The 17,014-nt window shown below is 70.3% G+C and carries 17 protein-coding genes; 11 read left to right on the forward strand and 6 right to left on the reverse strand.

The window, feature by feature from the left end; all coding sequences use genetic code 11:
• The first annotated feature begins 21 nt into the window (after positions 1-21).
• Positions 22-630: a hypothetical protein gene (locus ACFY3D_RS33535; RefSeq protein ID WP_389987099.1), complete on the forward strand. Its 609-nt coding sequence runs from the start codon at positions 22-24 to the stop codon at positions 628-630.
• A gap of 50 nt (positions 631-680) precedes the next feature.
• Here ACFY3D_RS33535 and ACFY3D_RS33540 read toward each other — a convergent pair whose 3' ends face one another.
• The 6 genes from ACFY3D_RS33540 to ACFY3D_RS33565 all read right to left on the reverse strand — a co-directional run bounded on the left by ACFY3D_RS33540 (position 681) and on the right by ACFY3D_RS33565 (position 4,643).
• The gene (locus ACFY3D_RS33540) at positions 681-1,397 is read right to left on the reverse strand and encodes an NIPSNAP family protein (protein ID WP_389987102.1); all 717 of its coding nucleotides are present in this window, start codon (positions 1,395-1,397) and stop codon (positions 681-683) included.
• A gap of 82 nt (positions 1,398-1,479) precedes the next feature.
• Entirely contained in the window at positions 1,480-1,902 is a 423-nt protein-coding gene (locus tag ACFY3D_RS33545) for an Rrf2 family transcriptional regulator (protein ID WP_350945119.1), read from the reverse strand.
• A 238-nt stretch (positions 1,903-2,140) separates the two neighbouring features.
• On the reverse strand, positions 2,141-2,887 hold the full coding sequence (locus ACFY3D_RS33550; RefSeq protein ID WP_389987104.1) for a phosphotransferase family protein: 747 nt from the start codon (positions 2,885-2,887) through the stop codon (positions 2,141-2,143).
• A complete protein-coding gene (locus ACFY3D_RS33555; RefSeq protein WP_389987107.1) occupies positions 2,880-3,497 on the reverse strand; it encodes a hypothetical protein in 618 nt (205 codons plus the stop codon). The genes ACFY3D_RS33550 and ACFY3D_RS33555 overlap by 8 nt, the downstream gene beginning before the upstream one ends.
• Positions 3,498-3,841: 344 nt before the next feature.
• Positions 3,842-4,306: a DUF6879 family protein gene (locus tag ACFY3D_RS33560; RefSeq protein ID WP_389987110.1), complete on the reverse strand. Its 465-nt coding sequence runs from the start codon at positions 4,304-4,306 to the stop codon at positions 3,842-3,844.
• A complete protein-coding gene (locus tag ACFY3D_RS33565; RefSeq protein WP_389987113.1) occupies positions 4,299-4,643 on the reverse strand; it encodes a hypothetical protein in 345 nt (114 codons plus the stop codon). The genes ACFY3D_RS33560 and ACFY3D_RS33565 overlap by 8 nt, the downstream gene beginning before the upstream one ends.
• A gap of 270 nt (positions 4,644-4,913) precedes the next feature.
• Here ACFY3D_RS33565 and ACFY3D_RS33570 point away from each other — a divergent pair, with 270 nt between their 5' ends.
• The 10 genes from ACFY3D_RS33570 to ACFY3D_RS33615 all read left to right on the forward strand — a co-directional run bounded on the left by ACFY3D_RS33570 (position 4,914) and on the right by ACFY3D_RS33615 (position 16,949).
• A complete protein-coding gene (locus tag ACFY3D_RS33570) occupies positions 4,914-5,963 on the forward strand; it encodes a LacI family DNA-binding transcriptional regulator (protein WP_389987116.1) in 1,050 nt (349 codons plus the stop codon).
• A complete protein-coding gene (locus tag ACFY3D_RS33575; protein ID WP_389771659.1) occupies positions 5,960-7,210 on the forward strand; it encodes a sugar ABC transporter substrate-binding protein in 1,251 nt (416 codons plus the stop codon). Before ACFY3D_RS33570 ends, ACFY3D_RS33575 begins: the two co-directional genes overlap by 4 nt.
• Positions 7,211-7,212: 2 nt before the next feature.
• Positions 7,213-8,160, forward strand: a complete 948-nt coding sequence (locus ACFY3D_RS33580; RefSeq protein ID WP_362901736.1) for a sugar ABC transporter permease — start codon at positions 7,213-7,215, stop codon at positions 8,158-8,160.
• On the forward strand, positions 8,157-9,038 hold the full coding sequence (locus ACFY3D_RS33585) for a carbohydrate ABC transporter permease (protein WP_389771665.1): 882 nt from the start codon (positions 8,157-8,159) through the stop codon (positions 9,036-9,038). The genes ACFY3D_RS33580 and ACFY3D_RS33585 overlap by 4 nt, the downstream gene beginning before the upstream one ends.
• A gap of 18 nt (positions 9,039-9,056) precedes the next feature.
• Entirely contained in the window at positions 9,057-10,667 is a 1,611-nt protein-coding gene (locus ACFY3D_RS33590; protein ID WP_389987119.1) for a glucoamylase family protein, read from the forward strand.
• Positions 10,668-10,781: 114 nt separating this feature from the next.
• Positions 10,782-12,605 (forward strand): hypothetical protein, encoded by a 1,824-nt coding sequence (locus tag ACFY3D_RS33595; protein WP_389987122.1) that lies wholly within the window; start codon positions 10,782-10,784, stop codon positions 12,603-12,605.
• A 192-nt stretch (positions 12,606-12,797) separates the two neighbouring features.
• A complete protein-coding gene (locus ACFY3D_RS33600) occupies positions 12,798-13,433 on the forward strand; it encodes an RNA polymerase sigma factor (protein ID WP_389987125.1) in 636 nt (211 codons plus the stop codon).
• Positions 13,426-14,553 carry a CU044_5270 family protein gene (locus ACFY3D_RS33605; protein ID WP_389987128.1) on the forward strand — a complete coding sequence of 376 codons (1,128 nt, stop codon included), beginning with the start codon at positions 13,426-13,428 and terminating at the stop codon, positions 14,551-14,553. The genes ACFY3D_RS33600 and ACFY3D_RS33605 overlap by 8 nt, the downstream gene beginning before the upstream one ends.
• A gap of 63 nt (positions 14,554-14,616) precedes the next feature.
• Entirely contained in the window at positions 14,617-15,159 is a 543-nt protein-coding gene (locus ACFY3D_RS33610) for a hypothetical protein (protein WP_389987131.1), read from the forward strand.
• 320 nt (positions 15,160-15,479) lie between these two features.
• Positions 15,480-16,949 carry a PepSY-associated TM helix domain-containing protein gene (locus tag ACFY3D_RS33615; RefSeq protein ID WP_389987134.1) on the forward strand — a complete coding sequence of 490 codons (1,470 nt, stop codon included), beginning with the start codon at positions 15,480-15,482 and terminating at the stop codon, positions 16,947-16,949.
• The last annotated feature ends 65 nt before the right edge of the window (positions 16,950-17,014 follow it).

Here is a 17,014-nt window from a genome sequence, read left to right on the forward strand (position 1 = left end):
GCATGAGTGGACGGTGTGGGAGTGCCTGAGCGAGGCGCGGGTGCCGCGGCGGAGCGCGGCGGTCTCGCGTGGGCGGTGACCGAGATGGCCGCGCCCCAGTACGTCGCGGTCGCGTTGCCGCCGGTGGCCGGTCTGCTCGCCCACGGATGGGTGGGCGCGCTGTGGGGTCTGCTCGCGTCGGCGCTGTGTGCCGGTGTGCCCGTTGGGGTGATCGCGGTCGGCGTGCGGCGGGGCCGCCTGGACTCGATGCATCTGGTCGACCGGAATTCTCGCAGGGGGCCGATGCTCACCGGGCTGATCGCGGTGGTCGTCGGTCTGGCGGTGCTGGTCCTGCTGGACGCGCCGCTCATCGTGACGGCCACGGCAGGGGTGATGCTCGGCTGGATCCTGGTCATGGGGGCGATCACCCTGACGTGGAAGGTCTCCTTTCACACGGGGGTGTCCGCCGGGGCGGTGGTCGTGCTGGCACATGTGCTGCCCGCCGCGGTGACGCTCGCGGTGGGTGCCGTCCTCGTCGGCGTGATCGGGTGGGCTCGGGTGAAGGTCTCCCACCACACGCCCGCCCAGACCCTCGTGGGTGCGGTGACCGGGGCGGGCGTGGCGTGGGCGGTGCTGGCACTGACGCTCTGACTCTGCCTTCGGTTTCGCGTGCTCCATCCCGAGATATGGGGCCGAACGCCTCAGCGCAACGATGACCTGGCCGTGGGCGCCAACCGGAGTCGCCACGGAGCGCCGGTGAGGGTTTCCGACAGTTCCGGGAGCACCCGATCGCGCCATGTGCGTGAGCCGGCCAGCCGCTCCTGGTGATCGGCGAGATCGTCGGGACCGGCGAACCGGGAGAACCACACGAAGACGTTCTCCCCGGTGCGGACCGGCAGGGCGGGGAAGGTGTTCTCGGCGTACTCGGTTCGCAGGCAGGCGAGCGGCCGTGCTCCGGTCTCGGTCAGCGCCGGTCGTACGGAGCGGTCGAAGAAGTCCGCGAACGCGTCGTCGAACGGCCGGTCGCGGTGACAGAGCGTCGCGACGACGATCGACGTCGGAGTGGCATCGCCGAGTGGAGGCCGCGCCGCTGCCGGGAAGTCCTCTCGGGTGCGCAACAGCAGCACGTCATCGGAGTCGATCATCGTCGCGTTGGCCCGGTCGCGGTTCGCCTTCCAGACCGGACCGCCGTAGAAGGAACGCAACGCCTCGGCGCGGCGCTCCATGTCGGGAAATCCGCGGAGCCAGACGAATCGGTCCGGGGCGTCGAGGTCGCGGAACTGGCCGATCACGGTCATTCCCGTCGCCTCCTGCGGCTCGACGAACTCCCGCTCGAAGAGGTCGATCAGTACGTCGCGTTCACCCTCGTGCAGGGTGTACTGCCTGAGCTCGACGATCGGGTATCGACTGTCCTCCACAGGTGAGGCTCCTTCCGTTTTGATGGAACAAACATTGTTACTACTGAAGGCGCGTGTTATCCGAAGGCGGGCGTCGGTGCGCCTACAGGCAGTCCCGCAGCACGTCGGCGATCGAGGTGAGAGCGAGTTCGCGGCGCAGGCTCTGGTCGGCCCGGTCGTAGACCACGTCCAGCACGGGCCGGATGCCCCTGCCGATCGGGCATTCCAGGTTGGGTTCGGTGCGGTGCATGGCGAAGAGCGGTTCTCGCTCCACGGCGTCGTACACCTGAAGCAGGGTGATGTCCTCGGGCGCGCGGGCCATGCTCCAGCCGGCCCCGGCCCCGTGGCGGACCTCCACCAGGCCCGCCCGGCGCAGATCGCCGAGGCTGCGTCGGATGATCACCGCATTGGTGTTGACGCTGGCGGCGACCTGCTCCGAGGTGAGCCACTCCTGCCCGCGCCGCTGGGCGAGCGCGATCCAGGTCAGCGCGTGTACGGCGATCGTCAGCCGGCTGTTCGCGGCCATCGGCCCTCCTGTCTGTAACAAGGCATGTTACAGCTAAACGGCCGGCGCGGAACCGGACGCGGAGCGCGCGAAAAGCGATCGGGTGCTTGGTCGTACGTGTTCACCGGCGGCGACGTGAGTTCCAGGCGGTGAGGCGCAGGATCGGCGTCGTCGGGATCGTGAGAGCGCCTTCCCGAACGCCGTCGCGCGGGCCGCCTCGTGAAAGCCCAGGTCCAACGGCATTCGGGCCCGCGCCACCTCACAGCCGGGACCTCAGCACGTCGACCTCACAGCCCGGCGCGAACGGGTCGAAGCCATGCTCGCCCAGCCAGCGAACCACCAGCAGGCTCCGCAACGACCACCAGGCGCGGATCACGTCGAGGTCGACGTCGGTGCCGTAGCCGGTGACGACGTCGCCGAGGTGCTCCTCGTGTCCGAGCGTGAAGGTGGCGAGGTCGAACAGGGCGTCACCTCGGCCCGCCTCGGACCAGTCGATGATGCCCGTGATCTCGTCGCCGTCGACGAACACGTGAGGGATCTGCAGGTCGCCGTGCGTGAACACCGGAGTCCACGGCCGGAGCGCGACCTCGGCGACCTGGCGGTTGCGGGTGACCAGGTCGGCGGGCAGGACGCCGTTCGTCACGAGCCACGCGCACTCGCGGTCGAGATCCGCCGCCAACTCCTCGATGCCCCGGCCGGCCTGGCCGAGCCGGGGCGGCAACGGCGCGTCGTGCAGCTTCCGGATGGCGGCGCCCGCCGCGGCCCACGCCGCCGGGGACGCGGTCGACGGCTCGCCGAGGCGACCGAGGGCCGTTCCCGGGACCGCGGTGATCGCGAGCACCGGCGACTTGTGCCACAGGACCTTCGGGGTCGGGACCGGCGCCAGGGTCATCGCCTCGACCTCGACGTCGATGCGCGCCTGATCGGCGTCCACCTTCAGGAAGACGTCCCCGACGCGCAGGGTCGCGCGCTCGGAATGGGCGACGACTACTTCGACCTCATCCATGGGCAGCCAGTATCCCGGGGATGATCGTCGAAGTCGCCGGGTTTGTCACGTGCGACGGCAGCGGCCGACCGCGTCCCGCCACCGAGCGGCACCGGGCCACCCGAGCCGGACTTGGTTCGCGCCCGTCACCCGTCACCCGTGACTCGATGCGGGTGCGTATCGCCACCGCCCGCGGGTCGTCGTAGTCGGCGAGGAGGCCTAGTGCCATCGTCCAGTGCCGGTCAGCCGCCTCAGGGTCCTCGTCGAGTAAGGCCGCCCCCAGACCGTCGAGAGCCAGAGCCTCGTGCCAGGTGTCGCCGAGTTCGTGATGGACGGTCGAGGTTCTGCGGCACGGAATGGGCGCGGACACCGAGAGCGACCAGGAAACGGTGTAGGGCCTCATGGGCGGTGACCGGTTCGCCCGGGTCGTAACCACGGAGATTGATGTAGAGCTGCCCGTCGGGAAAGCGATCCTGGACCTGGTGGCCCAGCGCAGCGCGAGCGATGTCTTCCCCACGCCCGCAGTCCCGGCGATCACGTAAACCGAGATGACATGCGGATCGCCGTCTCCGCCGATCAGAACGGTGTTCAGCTCTTGGAACTCGTCGGTGCGATTGACGAACCCGCGCACATCGGCCGGGAGTTGCCGCGGGGTGAGGTGAGCGGATTCGCTCCGGTTCGGTTTGCCGTGTTCGTGAAAGTGAACTCCGCCACTGACGTCTCTGGCCTGTACGACATCACGAGAGGACCCTGACAGCTCGGAACGCGAACCGCCGGAGTGATCTTCTCCCTCTCCGGTCTTTCTGACGTCTACTCCGTCTTCGGCTGGGGCGAGTGAAGATGGGCCAACTCGCGGTCGAAGTAGGAAGTCACATCTTCGCCAGCCTCATAGAGGTTTTTGATGTATTTTTCCCAACTTGCGATGAAGCCGGGATCGGTGTAGCGGACCGCGCCGTCCGGGACGTCGGTCGCGGTTTAGAGGACGTGGTAGAGGGTCTGCCCGCCGAGGATGACCACTTCCGGCAGTGGATCGGTCTTCTCCAGGGCCTCCACCCTTTCCGCGCCGATCACACGGATCCTCTCACCGCACTCGGCGCGGATACGCAGAGAGTGCAGCTCCCATCGCATATACGGTGTGAGTGGCGTCTCGACCACGCGTACCCGGTGAAAGAAGGAACCGCGACGTTCGTCCTCCTGGGTGAGCGCGAGCAGGTCGTCCCGCCTTTCGTCGAGAAGCCGCAGCGCCTCGTCCCAGTCGCTTCGGCGAAAGGCGTCACGACTTGGACTGTCCTGCTCCTCGAAGTGCTGCCGCCGCTCGAACTTCCAGGAGTCATGATTGCGAATCCGCGCGTCCCGTTGCCGGAAGTCGCGTCGGTAGGCTTCCCTGACGAGTTTCTCGCCCTGCGGGGGAACGGGGAAGGGGGCGCCGGGATCAAGCATCGGGGATGTCCGCCTTCGCTGTGTCCTGTGCTTTGTGCGGCTTCGGGGCGCCGAAGGTGATGCCGCCTTCGATATCTCTCGCCTGCACCGCGCTGCCGTGCACGGTGCCGCTGATCTCGTTGTGCACGCCACCCGGTTCGGGTTGGGCCGCTTCCGGGTGTGAGGAGACCGTGCCGTAGATCGCGAGACCCAGTCCCAGCAGTCCGACGAAGGCTCCGAGAACGCTGGCGAGCTTGTCGGCACGATCCAGGCCGACCGCGATGAAGTAGCACCCCAGCGCGGCCAGCGCCACCAGCGTCACGGCCACCCCCGACCAGGTCAGTGCGCGTCTCGACATGCGTTCAGTGTCGGCCATGTCGCACGGTGGCGAAAGCCCGTGCTGTCACGCCCTTGGGGTAGGTCACGGGGTCGTCGGCCGGTTCGACGACGGTGTCACGGTGCTCACGACGGTCGACGGGGCACCGTGCTTGTTTGGTAACGGTGATGTAACAGACCTTTACCGGTGATTACGTTCGGTGGTTGACTCCGAGCATCCACTGTAAGCGCTTCCACCTTCAGTCGTCGTTGAGTGTAAGCGCTTCCACTCGGCAGGGAGATCGGACGACAGGTGGCAAACAGCGACGAAGGTCAGGGGGCGACCATCTACGAGGTCGCGCAGCGGGCGGGTGTCTCCATCGCCACCGTCTCCCGGGCTCTGCGCAACACCGGACCCGTCTCGGCCGGGACACGCGAGAAGGTGCTGAGGGCGGTCGAGGAGCTCAGCTTCACCCCGAGCCGCCTCGGCGTCTCCCTCGCCCAGGGCCGCCACGCGGCCAACGGGATCGTCTTCCCCGACCTGTCGGGCCCCTACTTCGCCGAAGTCCTCCTCGGCTACGAGGAGGTGGCCTCCGAGCTCGGCCGTTCCGTGCTCATCCTGTCCACGCGCGGGCGGGCCGCCGTACAGGACCTGGTCAGGGACCTGGTCGGCAGGGTGGACGGCATGGTGATCTTCGGCAGGACCGTCGAGGACGCCGTGGTGGACGAGATCGTCAGGAGCAGGACGCCGCTGGTCCTGCTCGCCCGCGACCCCGTCGAGCGGGCCGACGCGGTCTGCAGCGAGAACACCTCCTCGGCCGAGGCGCTCACCGCCCACCTGCTCGGCCACGGTTACTCCACCTTCGCGATGGCCGGGGACGACGACGGGGGCGACGTCACCCAGCGCTGGACCGGGGTGAGACGGGTCCTGTCCGACCACGGGATCCGGCCCCCCGAGCCGCTGCCCTGCGAGTTCACCGTGGAGGGCGGGTACGAGGCGGGGCGGACCCTGCTCGCGGGGAAAGCAGGGAAGACGGGAAGAGCCGGTGGAGCGGGCCGGCCGCAGGCGGTGATCTGCGCCGACGACCAGGTGGCCCTCGGCGTCATCCTGGCGGCCGAGGAACTCGGCCTCGACGTGCCGGGCGACGTGGCGGTCACCGGCTGGGACGACATCATGGCCGCCCGCCACGCCAGGCCCGCCCTCACCACGGTGCGCCAGCCCATGCGCCTGCTCGGCGCCAGTGCCGCCCGCGCGCTGGACGAACTCATCAGGGGCACTCGCAACGTCCCGAAGTCCGAGATTCTCCCCACCCAGCTGATCGTCCGATCCAGCTGCGGTCCTCACCCCCTGGAGGAAAAGTGAAGAAGTACGCCGTCGGGATCCTCGCGCTGGGACTGGTGCTCGCCGGGTGCGGCCGGAGCGGGGACGGGGCCGCGGAACAGGCGAGGGAGGTCGACACCGGCAAGGCCACCGGGGAGGTCACGGTCTGGGCGATCGGGGCGGAGGGGGAGGCGCTGGGCGCCTTCGCCAAGGATTTCGAGACGGCGAACCCCGGCATCACGATCAACGTGACCCCGCTCGGCTGGGACGTCGCCCACGACAAGATCACCGCGGCCATCGCGGGGAACGCCACCCCCGACATCACCATGCTGGGCAGCACCTGGATGGGTGAGATGGCGAAGACCGGCGCCCTCGACCCCACCCCGGCCGACCTGATCGACAAGTCGGCGTTCTTCCCCGGCGCGTGGGGCACGGTCGAGGTGGAGGGGACCGCGTACGGCGTGCCCTGGTACGTCGAGACCCGCGCCCTGTACTACCGCAAGGACCTCGCGGAGAAGGCGTCGGTGAAGCCGCCCGTCACCTGGGAGGAGACCACCGCGTTCGTGAAGGCGCTCAAGGAGAAGGGCGGCGCCTCGCTCGGCGTGGAGCAGAACTTCCGGCAGGGCTCCTGGCAGGAGGTGCTGCCGCTGGTGTGGCAGGCGGGCGGCGAGATCGTCTCCGACGGGAAGTGGACGCTGGACACGCCCGAGATGGTCAAGGCGCTCAAGCAGTACGGCTCGTTCTTCGAGAGCGGGCTCTCCAGCACCGACCAGCCGACCGGCGCCTTCCCGCAGACGTTCGTCAAGGGGAAGGTCGGCGCCTTCTACTCGGGGCCGTGGATGATCGCGGGCCTGGAGAAGGAGGGCGGCGACGGCTTCGGGGACAAGTTCGCCGTCGCGCCCTACCCGAAGGGCAGCGCGGGAGGTCCCAGCCTGGTCGGCGGCAGCGACATGGTGGTCTTCAAGGACGCGAAGAACCGTGACGCGGCCTGGAAGTTCCTGAGCTGGCTCGTCGACCCCAAGGTCCAGGCCACCTGGTACACCAAGGTCAACGCGCTGCCCAGCGTCGAGGCCGCCTGGCAGGACCCGGCGCTCACCGCCGACGAGCGGGTCACCGTCTTCGGTGAACAGCTCAAGGACGCGAAGGCCGTGCCCGCCGTCCCGACATGGGAGCAGGTGGCCAAGGTGATGGAGACCGAGGTCGAGAAGATGGCCCTGGGCAAGCAGACCGCCGAGGAGACGGCCAAGCGCGTCCAGGAGCAGGCCGAGACCATCGGGACCGGGGTCTGACCATGGTGGTCAGCGAGCGGGTGGACTCGCGTGAGTCCACCGCACCGGCCCCCGCCAGGCAGTGGAGCCCCCGGGGCGGATTCCGCCGCACCGGTCTGGCCTGGATCTTCGTGACGCCCTTCGTCGTGATGTTCGCGGTGTTCTGGGCGGGTCCGCTCCTCGTCGAGCTCGGTATGAGCTTCACCGACATGCGCAGTACCGACGTGCGCGACCCCCTGGCGGTGAACCTCGTCGGACTCGACAACTACCTGCGGCTCTTCGACGACGAGCTCATGCGCCAGGCGGCGCTGAACACGCTGATCTTCGTGGTGACCGCGCTCCCGCTCACCATCGCCCTGGGCCTGGGCGCGGCCGTGGCGCTGAACTCGGGGATCGCCCGGCTGCCGGCCGCGTTCTTCCGGCTCGGCTACTACCTGCCGTACGTCACCAGCATCATCGGCGTCGCGGTGGCCTGGAGGTTCCTGCTCGAACCCGACGCGGGCCTGGTCAACCAGGTGCTCGCGGCGGTGGGCGTGGACGGCCCCCGCTGGCTCGCCGACGAGAACCTGGCGCTTCCCGTGATCATCGTCATGACCGCCTGGCGGAGCTTCGGCTTCGACATGGTCGTCCTGCTGGCCGCCCTGCAGGGCATCCCCAGGGAGCTGTACGAGGCGGCGGAGGTCGACGGGGCCGGGCGCTGGGAGCGTTTCCGCTCCATCACGCTGCCGATGCTCCGTCCGGCGCTGCTGTTCTGCACCGTCTACAGCTCGATCGGGTTCGCCCAGTTCATGGAGGAGCCGCTGGTGATGACGCGGGGAGGCCCGGCGGGAGCGACCACCTCGGCCTCGCTCGCGATCTACAACCAGTTCGGCTCCGGCAACTACGGCTACGCCGCCGCGGCGGCGAGCGTCCTGTTCACCGTGATCGTGGCGCTGGCGGTCCTGCAGTTCCGGGTCGGGAGGTCCAGATGACAACCGCTTCGGGTCGTAAGGCCCCCGCGAGAGGCCAGGCTTCCGAGAGGCCGGGGCGCGGGGCCCTGGTGAAACGCCGCTTCTCCACGTACGCGCTGCTCAGCGCCGGGCTCGTGCTCGTCGTGCTCCCGTTCGTCTGGACGCTGCTCACCTCGTTCAAGCCGGAGACCGAGATCAGGCGGGATCCGCCGGAGTTCCTGCCGACGCAGTGGACGCTCGGCAACTACGGCGAGCTGCTGGAGAAGATGAACATCACGCAGGTGTTCTTCAACAGCGCGGTGGTGGCCCTCGCCACCGTCGCGGGCAACCTGCTGTTCTGCTCGATGGTCGGATACGCCTTCGCCAAGATGGCCTTCCGCGGCAAGAACGTGCTGTTCGCGCTGGTCCTGACGCAGATGGCGCTGCCCGCCATCGTGGTGATGATCCCGCAGTTCGTGCTCATCGCGAAGCTCGGCCTGGTGAACACCTTCCTCGGGATCATCCTGCCCGGCCTCGTCACCCCGCTGGGCATCTTCCTGATGCGCCAGTTCATCGCGGACATCCCCGACGAGCTGATCCACGCCGCGCGGGTCGACGGCGCCAAGGAGTTTCGGATCTTCTTCAGGATCGTGATGCCGCTGTGCAGGCCCGCCCTCGCCACGCTCGGCCTGATCACGTTCCTCGGCTCGTGGAACAACTTCCTCTGGCCCGCGGTGGTGGCCCAGAGCGAGGACAAATACACGCTGCCCGTCGCACTGGCGATCTTCAACGGCTACCAGGGCACCCAGTACGGGCTGCTCATCGCCGGGGCGGTGGTCGTCGTGCTGCCGGTCCTCGTCCTCTTCGTCTTCCTGCAGCGCTTCTTCACCCAGGGAATCGCCTCCACCGGACTCAAGTAATCCACGTAAGGAGCCCCCGTGCGTCGTCGTCACGCGGCCGCCCTGGCGGCCTGTCTCGCCCTGATCGCGGCAGCCCCCTCTCCCGCCTCGGCTGCCCCTTCCCCCGCCCCCTCCGCGTCTCCCCTGGTATCCCCCGATGTCCCCTTGACAACGTCGACACCCGCGACGGCTTCGACGGCGGGGCGGCAGCGGGAGGTGCTGCGCCGCTACGCCGCCGACACCTGGAAGTCCATGGTCGCGATGACCGACCCGGCGACCGGCCTGCCCTCCGACAAGATCGACGGCTCACTCGCCCCCGGCACCCGCGCCAAGGTGACCTCGCCGACCAACATCGCCACCTACCTGTGGAGTACGGTGGCCGCCCGCGAGGTCCGCCTCATCTCCAAGGACGAGGCCCGGCGCCGCGTCGCCGCGACGCTCGCCTCGACGGCGAAACTGGAGCGTCACGCCCCCACCGGGCAGTTCTACAACTGGTACGACCCGCGCACGCTGCAGGTCGTACGCATCTGGCCCGAGGACGGCTCCGTCGTACAGCCGTTCCTGTCCAGCGTCGACAACGGCTGGCTCGCGGCCGCCCTCATGATGATCCGCAGCGCCGTGCCCGAGGTCTCCAAGCAGGCCGGGGCGCTGCTGAGCGGCATGGACTTCGAGTCCTACTACGACCCGCAGGCCCGGCCGGACGCGGGCACCGGTCTGCTGCGCGGCGGGTTCTGGCCGGAGAAGCCCACCGGCTGCTCGGTCGAGAGCGACTACAACGACTCGGGGACCACGGTCCACTCCACCTGCCACCACTACGGCGCGCTCACCGAGGCGAGGATCGCGAGCTACGTCGGCATCGCCCTCGGCCAGCTTCCGCCCCAGCACTACTACGGCATGTGGCGGACCTTCCCCGACACCTGCGACTGGTCGTGGGCCGAGCAGAAGCCGGTCGGCACCTGGCGCACCTACATGGGCGTCAACGTCTTCGAGGGCACGTACGGCTACCGGGGCATGCGCCTGGTGCCCACCTGGGGCGGCAGCATGTTCGAGGAGCTGATGGTGACTCAGCTCGTACCCGAGGACGTCTGGGGCGCCAAGAGCTGGGGCCGCAACCAGCCCGTCTACATCGCCGCCCAGATCGAGCACGGCATGAACGAGGCGAAGTACGGCTACTGGGGCTTCTCCCCGTCCAACGACCCCGCCGGGGGCTACCGCGAGTACGGAGTGGACGCGATCGGCATGGACACCCCCGGCTACACCTCAGACCAGGAGCGCACCTCCGTCGACTACGGGTTCGAGGGATGCCGCGAGGGGCAGCCGGAGCCGGAGTCCTACGGTGACGGCGTGGTCACCCCGCACGCGTCGTTCCTCGCGCTGCGCCACACGCCCGGTGCGGCCCTCGACAACCTCGCCAGGCTCAGGACGAACTTCGACGCCTACGGGCCGGGCGGCTTCTACGACGCGGTCGCGGTGCGCAGCGGCAAGGTCGCCAAGCAGTATCTCGCCCTCGACCAAGGAATGATCATGATCGCGCTCGGCAACGCGCTCGCCGACGACAGCCTGCGCCGCCACTTCGCGACCCGCGACGTCACGGCGAAGCTCGCGCCCGTCCTGCGGCAGGAGGAATGGGCCGTCGTGCCTGCCAAGTGACTTTCGTGCCTCCCAGGTGAATCGTGCCGCTCACGCGCGTTGCCTCTCGCGCGTGAGCCGTACGCCACCGCGCACACCCACCCCACCCACACCGACCATCGGGGAGACGTATCCATGAGCACGGCCGACGCCGCACGCCGAGACTGGCAGGCCCGCATCTACCGGGCGTCGGGGGAGGTGACCGCGGCCGGACGGGTCGAGGTCACCGCCCCCCGGGGACTGCGCGCCGACAGCGGAGGCGGGCAGGTCACGCTGACCTGGGAACCGGTGGCCGGGGCCATCGGCTACCTCGTCCACCGCGCGCCCGCCGAGGCGGGGCCGTACACCTCGACCAAGCAGCGTGACGTCGACGTGCCGGCCGTGCCGGATCCGCGCTACGTCGACACGCGCGGGGAGCCCGCCTGGTACAGAGTCGCCGCCGTCACCACGATGGAACGGACCGGCCCCTTCACCGAGGCGGTGTTCGCCGCGCCGCTCGCCGAGCCGGGCGCGACGGTCCTGCGGGTCGACGCCTCGACGAGCACGCGGCCCCTGCCCAGGCCGTGGAAGTACATGATCGGCTCCGAGCACCTGTCGTACATGCTCTCCGCCGACACCGTGGGCGGCCGCCCGATCGGCCCCGAGCTGACCGAGGCACTGTGGACGACGCGGGAGGAACTCGGCGTCGAGACCGTGCGCGCCCACGCGATCCTCTGCGACGACCTCGGCGTCTACCGGGAGGTGGACGGCAGGCCCGTGCACGACTTCACCCGGGTGGACGAGGTCTACGACACGATCACCGCGTTCGGCATGCGGCCGATCGTGGAGCTGTCGTTCATGCCGCGCGACCTCGCCTCCGACCCGTCGAAGACGGTCTTCGGCTACGAGGCGATCATCTCGCCGCCCAGGGACTACGACCGGTGGGGCGACCTGGTCCGCGACCTCACCCACCACCTCGTCGAGCGGTACGGCCTGCGCGAGGTGGTCGACAACTGGGCCTTCGAAGTGTGGAACGAGGCGAACCTGGAGGTCTTCTGGAGCGGCACGCCGCAGGAGTTCTTCCGGCTGTACGACGTGTCGGCGGCGGCGGTCAAGGACGTCCACCCCGACATCCGCGTCGGCGGCCCGTCGTCGGCGGCGAACGGCTGGGTCCAGGAGCTGATCGACCACGTGGACGCCTCGGGCGCGGCGCTCGACTTCGTCTCCACCCACACCTACGGCAACGCCCCGCTCGACTGGCGGCCCGTCCTGGAACGGCACGGCCGCGAGGGCACGCCGATCTGGTGGACGGAGTGGGGCCCCACCCCCACGCACTTCCACGGCATCGGCGACGGGCCGTTCGGGGCGACGTTCCTGCTGCACGGGATGAGGTCGGCGGCCGGGCGGGTGGACGCGCTCTCCCACTGGGTGGCCTCGGACCACTTCGAGGAGCTGGGCCGCCCACCGGCGCTCTTCCACGGCGGGTTCGGCCTGCTCACGGTCGGCAACCTGCGCAAGCCCCGCTACCTCGCGCTCACCCTCGCCGACCGCCTCGGCGAGGACGAGCTCGCCTGCTCGGCCACCGGTGACGTCGCGGGAGTCGAAGTGTGGGCGGCGCGTTCGGCCACCGGCACCGTCGGGGTACTGGTGTGGAACGGCACCCTCGACCAGGACAGGGCCGGCGGCGCGGCGATCCTGTCACGCGAGGTCACCCTCACGGTCGAGGGACTCGCCGAGGGGGAGTACACGGTCGGCCACCACCGGATCGACGAGCGGCACTCCAACATCCGGGCGGTATGGGCGGAGATCGGCGGGGGCGCCGACTGGCCGGAGGGCGGGCAGTGGGACCGGCTCCGTGCCGCGAACGGCCTGGACGAGCTGGAGCCCGCCCGTACCGTCCGCGCGGAGGACGGGACCCTGCGGCTGGAGTTCACCCTGCCGATGCCCGCCGTCTCCTACCTGGAGTTCACCCTGGCGTGATGCGGGGATGCCCGCCGTCTCCTACCTGGAGTTCACTCCGGTGTGACGGGTACGCGCGTCCGCCCTCCTCGCGCTTCGAGGGCGGGGACCGGTCGCCCTCACTTTCGGCGGGATCGCCGGGCCGCTTTCGGGAACCGCGGGCACGCGGGAGAGCAACAACGGGTGTCCTGACCGAGAGCCGAGAGGCCGGATATGAGCGAAACGAGCCGAACCCGGACGGGGGCGGGAGGCACCTTTCCCGCCGACGAGACGGAGGTCGACGACGCCTCCCTCATCGGGCGGTCCCTGCGGGAGCCGGAGGCGTTCGCCGCGGTCTTCCACCGGCACGCGCCCGACATCAAGCGCTACGTCACCCGGCGGCTGGGAGCGGACGCGGCCGAGGACGTCGTGGCGGACACCTTCCTGGCGGCGTTCCGGGGGAGGGAGGGCTACGACCTCTCGCAGCCCGGTGCGCGCCCGTGGCTGTACGGCATCGCGACCAACCTGATCAGGCGGCACAAGCGTGTCGAGGTGCGGCGGCTGCGCGTTCTCGAACGGACCGGCGTCGATCCGGTGACCGTTCCGTTCACCGAGCGCAGCGACGAGCGGCTGAGCGCCGACGCCGTGCGGCGCAGGCTGGCGGCCGCCCTGGCGCGGCTGCCCGCGGGCCACCGGGACGCGCTGTTGCTGGTGACCTGGGGCGGTCTCACCTACCCGGAGGCCGCCCAGGCGATGGGCGTCCCGGTGGGCACGGTCCGTTCGCGGGTCAACCGGGCGAGAGGCAGGGTGCGCGAGGAGCTCGGCGGGATCGATCCCACGTCCGTCAGCGAGGAGACCTTTCATGGATGAGATGACCCAGGTGAACCGGTTGCGTTCCGAGGTGCCCCGGCCGGGCCCGGCGGAGTTGCGCGCCGAGGAGTCGCGGCTGCTGTCGGAGATCGCGGCCCTCGGCGCGGCGCCAACGGCACCGCCCGCACGCAGGGCACTCCGCCCGGCGAGCCTCACCGGGAACCTCGGGCTGAGCCTCAGGACGAGTCTCGCGGTGGGGGCCGGGGCCGCGGTGGTGGTGGGACTCGGCTTCGTCGGCGCCGACTCGTACCTCCAGCGGGAGAGGACCGTCCAGATGGCGCCCGTGGCGATGTCGGCGGTCCTCCAGCGGGCCGCCGACACCGTGAGCCTGCGGGACGAGCTGCGCCCGAAGCCGGGGCAGTTCCTCGCCTACGAGTTGCAGGTCATGTTCCCGGTCAAGCTCAAGGAGGGCGGGAAGGACGTCCGCTACCTCGACCGCAGCCGGTTCAAGGTGTGGCTGCCCGTCGAGGGCTCCCCCCTGGACGGCGGGGTCATGACGAGCGAGCACCTGGAGCCGAGGCCGTTCCCCGGGGAACCGCTGCCCGCCGAGGCCGAACGGCGGAAGGGAGGCGCCGGGGCGCCGTCGAAACTAACCGGTTACGACATCCGTCCCGACCACCAGCGCACCGACTACGTCTCGCTGAGCCGGTTGCCCACCGATCCCGAGGGGATGCGCGAACACCTCTACCGGGGCCTGGGACGCGATCCCCTCGCCGACTACAAGGCGTGGGGGAGCGTCGGCTCGATGATCACTCAGGCGTACCTGCCGTCCGCCCAGCGAGCCGCGCTGTTCAGGGCGGCGGGGACGATCCCCGGCGTCGAGACCGTCGACGAGGCCGAGGACGCCGCCGGACGTAAGGGGGTCGCGGTGGCCATGGTCAACCGGCTCGGCGGGGTGCGGCACGAGTACATCTTCGACCCCGTCACCTACCTGTACCTGGGCGAGCGCGTCGTCGTGGTGGACGAGAGCGCGGCGGGAGCGCCCGAGGGCACCCTGCTGAGCTCGACGGCGCAGCTGAAGGTCGAGGTGGCCGACCGCGCGCCCGAGGTGGCCGCACCCGCTTCGACACCTGAACAGCACAGACCGCTCAATCGTGACACACAGCCCGAGGGGTATTAATCCACACTTTTAATCATGGAACAAGGGGGTGGCGAATCCGTCATTCTCTGCCACCATTGCCCCATGCACGCCTTCCGTCTTGTTCGCGCCGCGGTCTTCGCGGTCGTGTGCGTGACGGCGTCGCTGGTCATGCACGTGCTGGCCGGAGGCAGCCCGGTAGGGCCGGGTGTGCTGGGCTGGGCGGTGCTGCCGACCGCGGCGGGCGCGTTCGTGCTCGCCCGGCGGCGGCGTGGTTTCGGCATGCTGCTGGGGGCGAGCTTCGCCGCCCAGTACGGCATGCACCTGTGGTTCACCTCCGGTGCGCTGCCGCCGTCGACCGGGCATGAGCACGGCGCCGGTGGCCTGTCCACCGGCCTGTTCATGGTGCTGGTGCACGCCGTGATGGCGTTGCTGTCGGCCCACTGGCTTGAGCGGGGGGAGCGCGGTCTGACCACGCTCCTCTTCCTGCTCTTCGCCTCGCTTCTCACCCTGCTGCGGTGGCACGCGCCCGTCGCCTGCCGCCTCACCCTCTCCGCCGCGCCCGACAATCGGGTCTCACCGGTCGCCCGGCTGCTCGCCGCCGCCGTCTCGCGCCGCGGACCGCCCGCTCCCTCGCACGCCGTCTGACATCGGGCCGTCGCGCCCGGACGCCGCCGTGCCCTGCCGGGCCCGCGCCTCCGAGTGCCACATCTTCCCCGACCGTGGATCGTCGCGCCGTCGCGTCCTTCCCGGCCGGTGAGCCCGAGCGCCGCCCCGTCGGCGCCTGACGGCACCCGCAGGTTCCTGTCTCCCCTATGCCGTACGGGCCCGCGAGCCCGGCTCCCACCATGCCCTCCCGCTGGTGAGCGCCGGAATTCCGCCTGCCCCGCGCTACGCCGAACCGAACCTCACACCGCGGTGGCGCGTACCTGAGGGTGCGCGCGTTCCCTGCGAACGGAGAACCCCCCATGACATCCGACGTCGACATCCCGCCCGCGGCCGACCCGGCCGACCCGGCCGGTCCCTCCCCGGCCCCCGCACCCAGGGAGCCCTCCACCTGGGTGACGCTGCGCTCACTCCTGCTCCGCCTGCACTTCTACGCCGGAATCCTCGTCGCCCCCTTCCTGTTGGTGGCGGCGACGACCGGTCTGCTGTACGCCGCCTCCTTCCAACTGGAGAACATCGTCCACTCCAAGGAGCTGACGACCTCCGTGCCGGCCGGGCAGCAGCGGCTGCCCCTCGCCCAGCAGGTCACCGCCGCCACCGCGGCACATCCCGAGGGGACCCTCGCGCTCGTACGGACCTATGACGAGCCGGACGCGACGACCCAGGTACTGCTCGACGTGCCCGGCCTTCCGGAGAGCACCCGCCTCGCGGTCTTCGTCGACCCGTACAACGGCGAGGTCCGCGGCGCGCTGGAGAGCTACGGCAGCTCGGGCGCCCTGCCCGTGCGAACCTGGATCTCCCAGCTTCACCGTCACCTGCACCTGGGCGAGCCGGGACGTATATACAGCGAGATGGCCGCCAGCTGGCTGTGGCTGGTCGGGGTCGGCGGCCTGGTGCTGTGGCTCACCCGCCGTCGCCGCGCCGGACAGCGGCTGCGGCGCGTCGTCGCTCCCGAGCGCGGCGCCCGCGGCCTGCGCAAGACCCTCTCCTGGCACGGCTCGGTCGGCACGTGGGCGCTGGTCGGCCTGCTCGCCCTCTCGGCGACCGGTCTGACCTGGTCGAAGTACGCGGGAGCCAACATCGACGTGCTGCAGACCTCGATCGGCTGGTCCACCCCGTCGCTGCCCGTCTCCGGCGGCCACGGCGACCACGGTGGCCACGCCGCCGGGCAGGAGGCGGGCGCCGCGCCGGTCGCCGACGCCGACCAGGTCGTCCAGGCGGCGGCGGGCAAGGGCCTGTCGGGCCCCCTGGAGATCGTCTGGCCCGCCGAGTCCGGCAAGCCGTACGTCGTCAAGGAGGCGGACCGCCTCTGGCCGCAGCGCAACGACCAGGTGGCGGTCGACGCCGCCACCGGCCAGGTGAGCGCCGAGCTGCGCTTCGCCGACTTCCCCATCGGGGCCAAGCTGACCCGCTGGGGCATCGACGTGCACATGGGAGTGCTTTTCGGCCTGGTCAACCAGATCGTCCTCGCCGTGCTCGCGATCTCACTGATCTCGGTCATCGTGTGGGGCTACCGCATGTGGTGGCTGCGCCGCCCGACCCGCGGTTTCGGCACGCCCTACGCGCGCGGCGGCCTGCGGCGGCTGCCCCTCGCCGTCGCCCTGCCCCTGGCGGCCGTGGCGATCGCGGTGGGCGTGTTCCTCCCGCTGCTCGGCATCTCGCTGCTCGCGTTCCTCGTGATCGACGTCGTCCTGGGCAGGGTCGCGGCGTCGCGGGCGGGGAAGGCCGAAGTCGGCGAGTCCAGTGAGTCCGGAGCCGGGATTCCCGGCTGAGGACACGGCGAAGACCTTCCAGGACCCGGACCGGCCGAGAGCGGACGCCTCGGCCGGCGGGGGTG

The organism is Streptosporangium sp. NPDC000509, assembly GCF_042898365.1.
Classification (GTDB): Bacteria; Actinomycetota; Actinomycetes; order Streptosporangiales; family Streptosporangiaceae; genus Streptosporangium.

What these genes read in the sequence shown, in the direction of transcription:
- ACFY3D_RS33550 (WP_389987104.1), bottom strand. Translation starts at nt 2,887, where the DNA reads ATGGATGAGGTCGAAGTAGTCGTCGCCCATTCCGAGCGCGCGACCCTG.
- ACFY3D_RS33585 (WP_389771665.1), top strand. Translation starts at nt 8,157, where the DNA reads ATGACAACCGCTTCGGGTCGTAAGGCCCCCGCGAGAGGCCAGGCTTCC.
- ACFY3D_RS33595 (WP_389987122.1), top strand. Translation starts at nt 10,782, where the DNA reads ATGAGCACGGCCGACGCCGCACGCCGAGACTGGCAGGCCCGCATCTAC.
- ACFY3D_RS33605 (WP_389987128.1), top strand. Translation starts at nt 13,426, where the DNA reads ATGGATGAGATGACCCAGGTGAACCGGTTGCGTTCCGAGGTGCCCCGG.
- ACFY3D_RS33565 (WP_389987113.1), bottom strand. Translation starts at nt 4,643, where the DNA reads ATGTCGAGACGCGCACTGACCTGGTCGGGGGTGGCCGTGACGCTGGTG.
- ACFY3D_RS33600 (WP_389987125.1), top strand. Translation starts at nt 12,798, where the DNA reads ATGAGCGAAACGAGCCGAACCCGGACGGGGGCGGGAGGCACCTTTCCC.
- ACFY3D_RS33560 (WP_389987110.1), bottom strand. Translation starts at nt 4,306, where the DNA reads ATGCTTGATCCCGGCGCCCCCTTCCCCGTTCCCCCGCAGGGCGAGAAA.
- ACFY3D_RS33610 (WP_389987131.1), top strand. Translation starts at nt 14,617, where the DNA reads ATGCACGCCTTCCGTCTTGTTCGCGCCGCGGTCTTCGCGGTCGTGTGC.
- ACFY3D_RS33545 (WP_350945119.1), bottom strand. Translation starts at nt 1,902, where the DNA reads ATGGCCGCGAACAGCCGGCTGACGATCGCCGTACACGCGCTGACCTGG.
- ACFY3D_RS33615 (WP_389987134.1), top strand. Translation starts at nt 15,480, where the DNA reads ATGACATCCGACGTCGACATCCCGCCCGCGGCCGACCCGGCCGACCCG.
- ACFY3D_RS33580 (WP_362901736.1), top strand. Translation starts at nt 7,213, where the DNA reads ATGGTGGTCAGCGAGCGGGTGGACTCGCGTGAGTCCACCGCACCGGCC.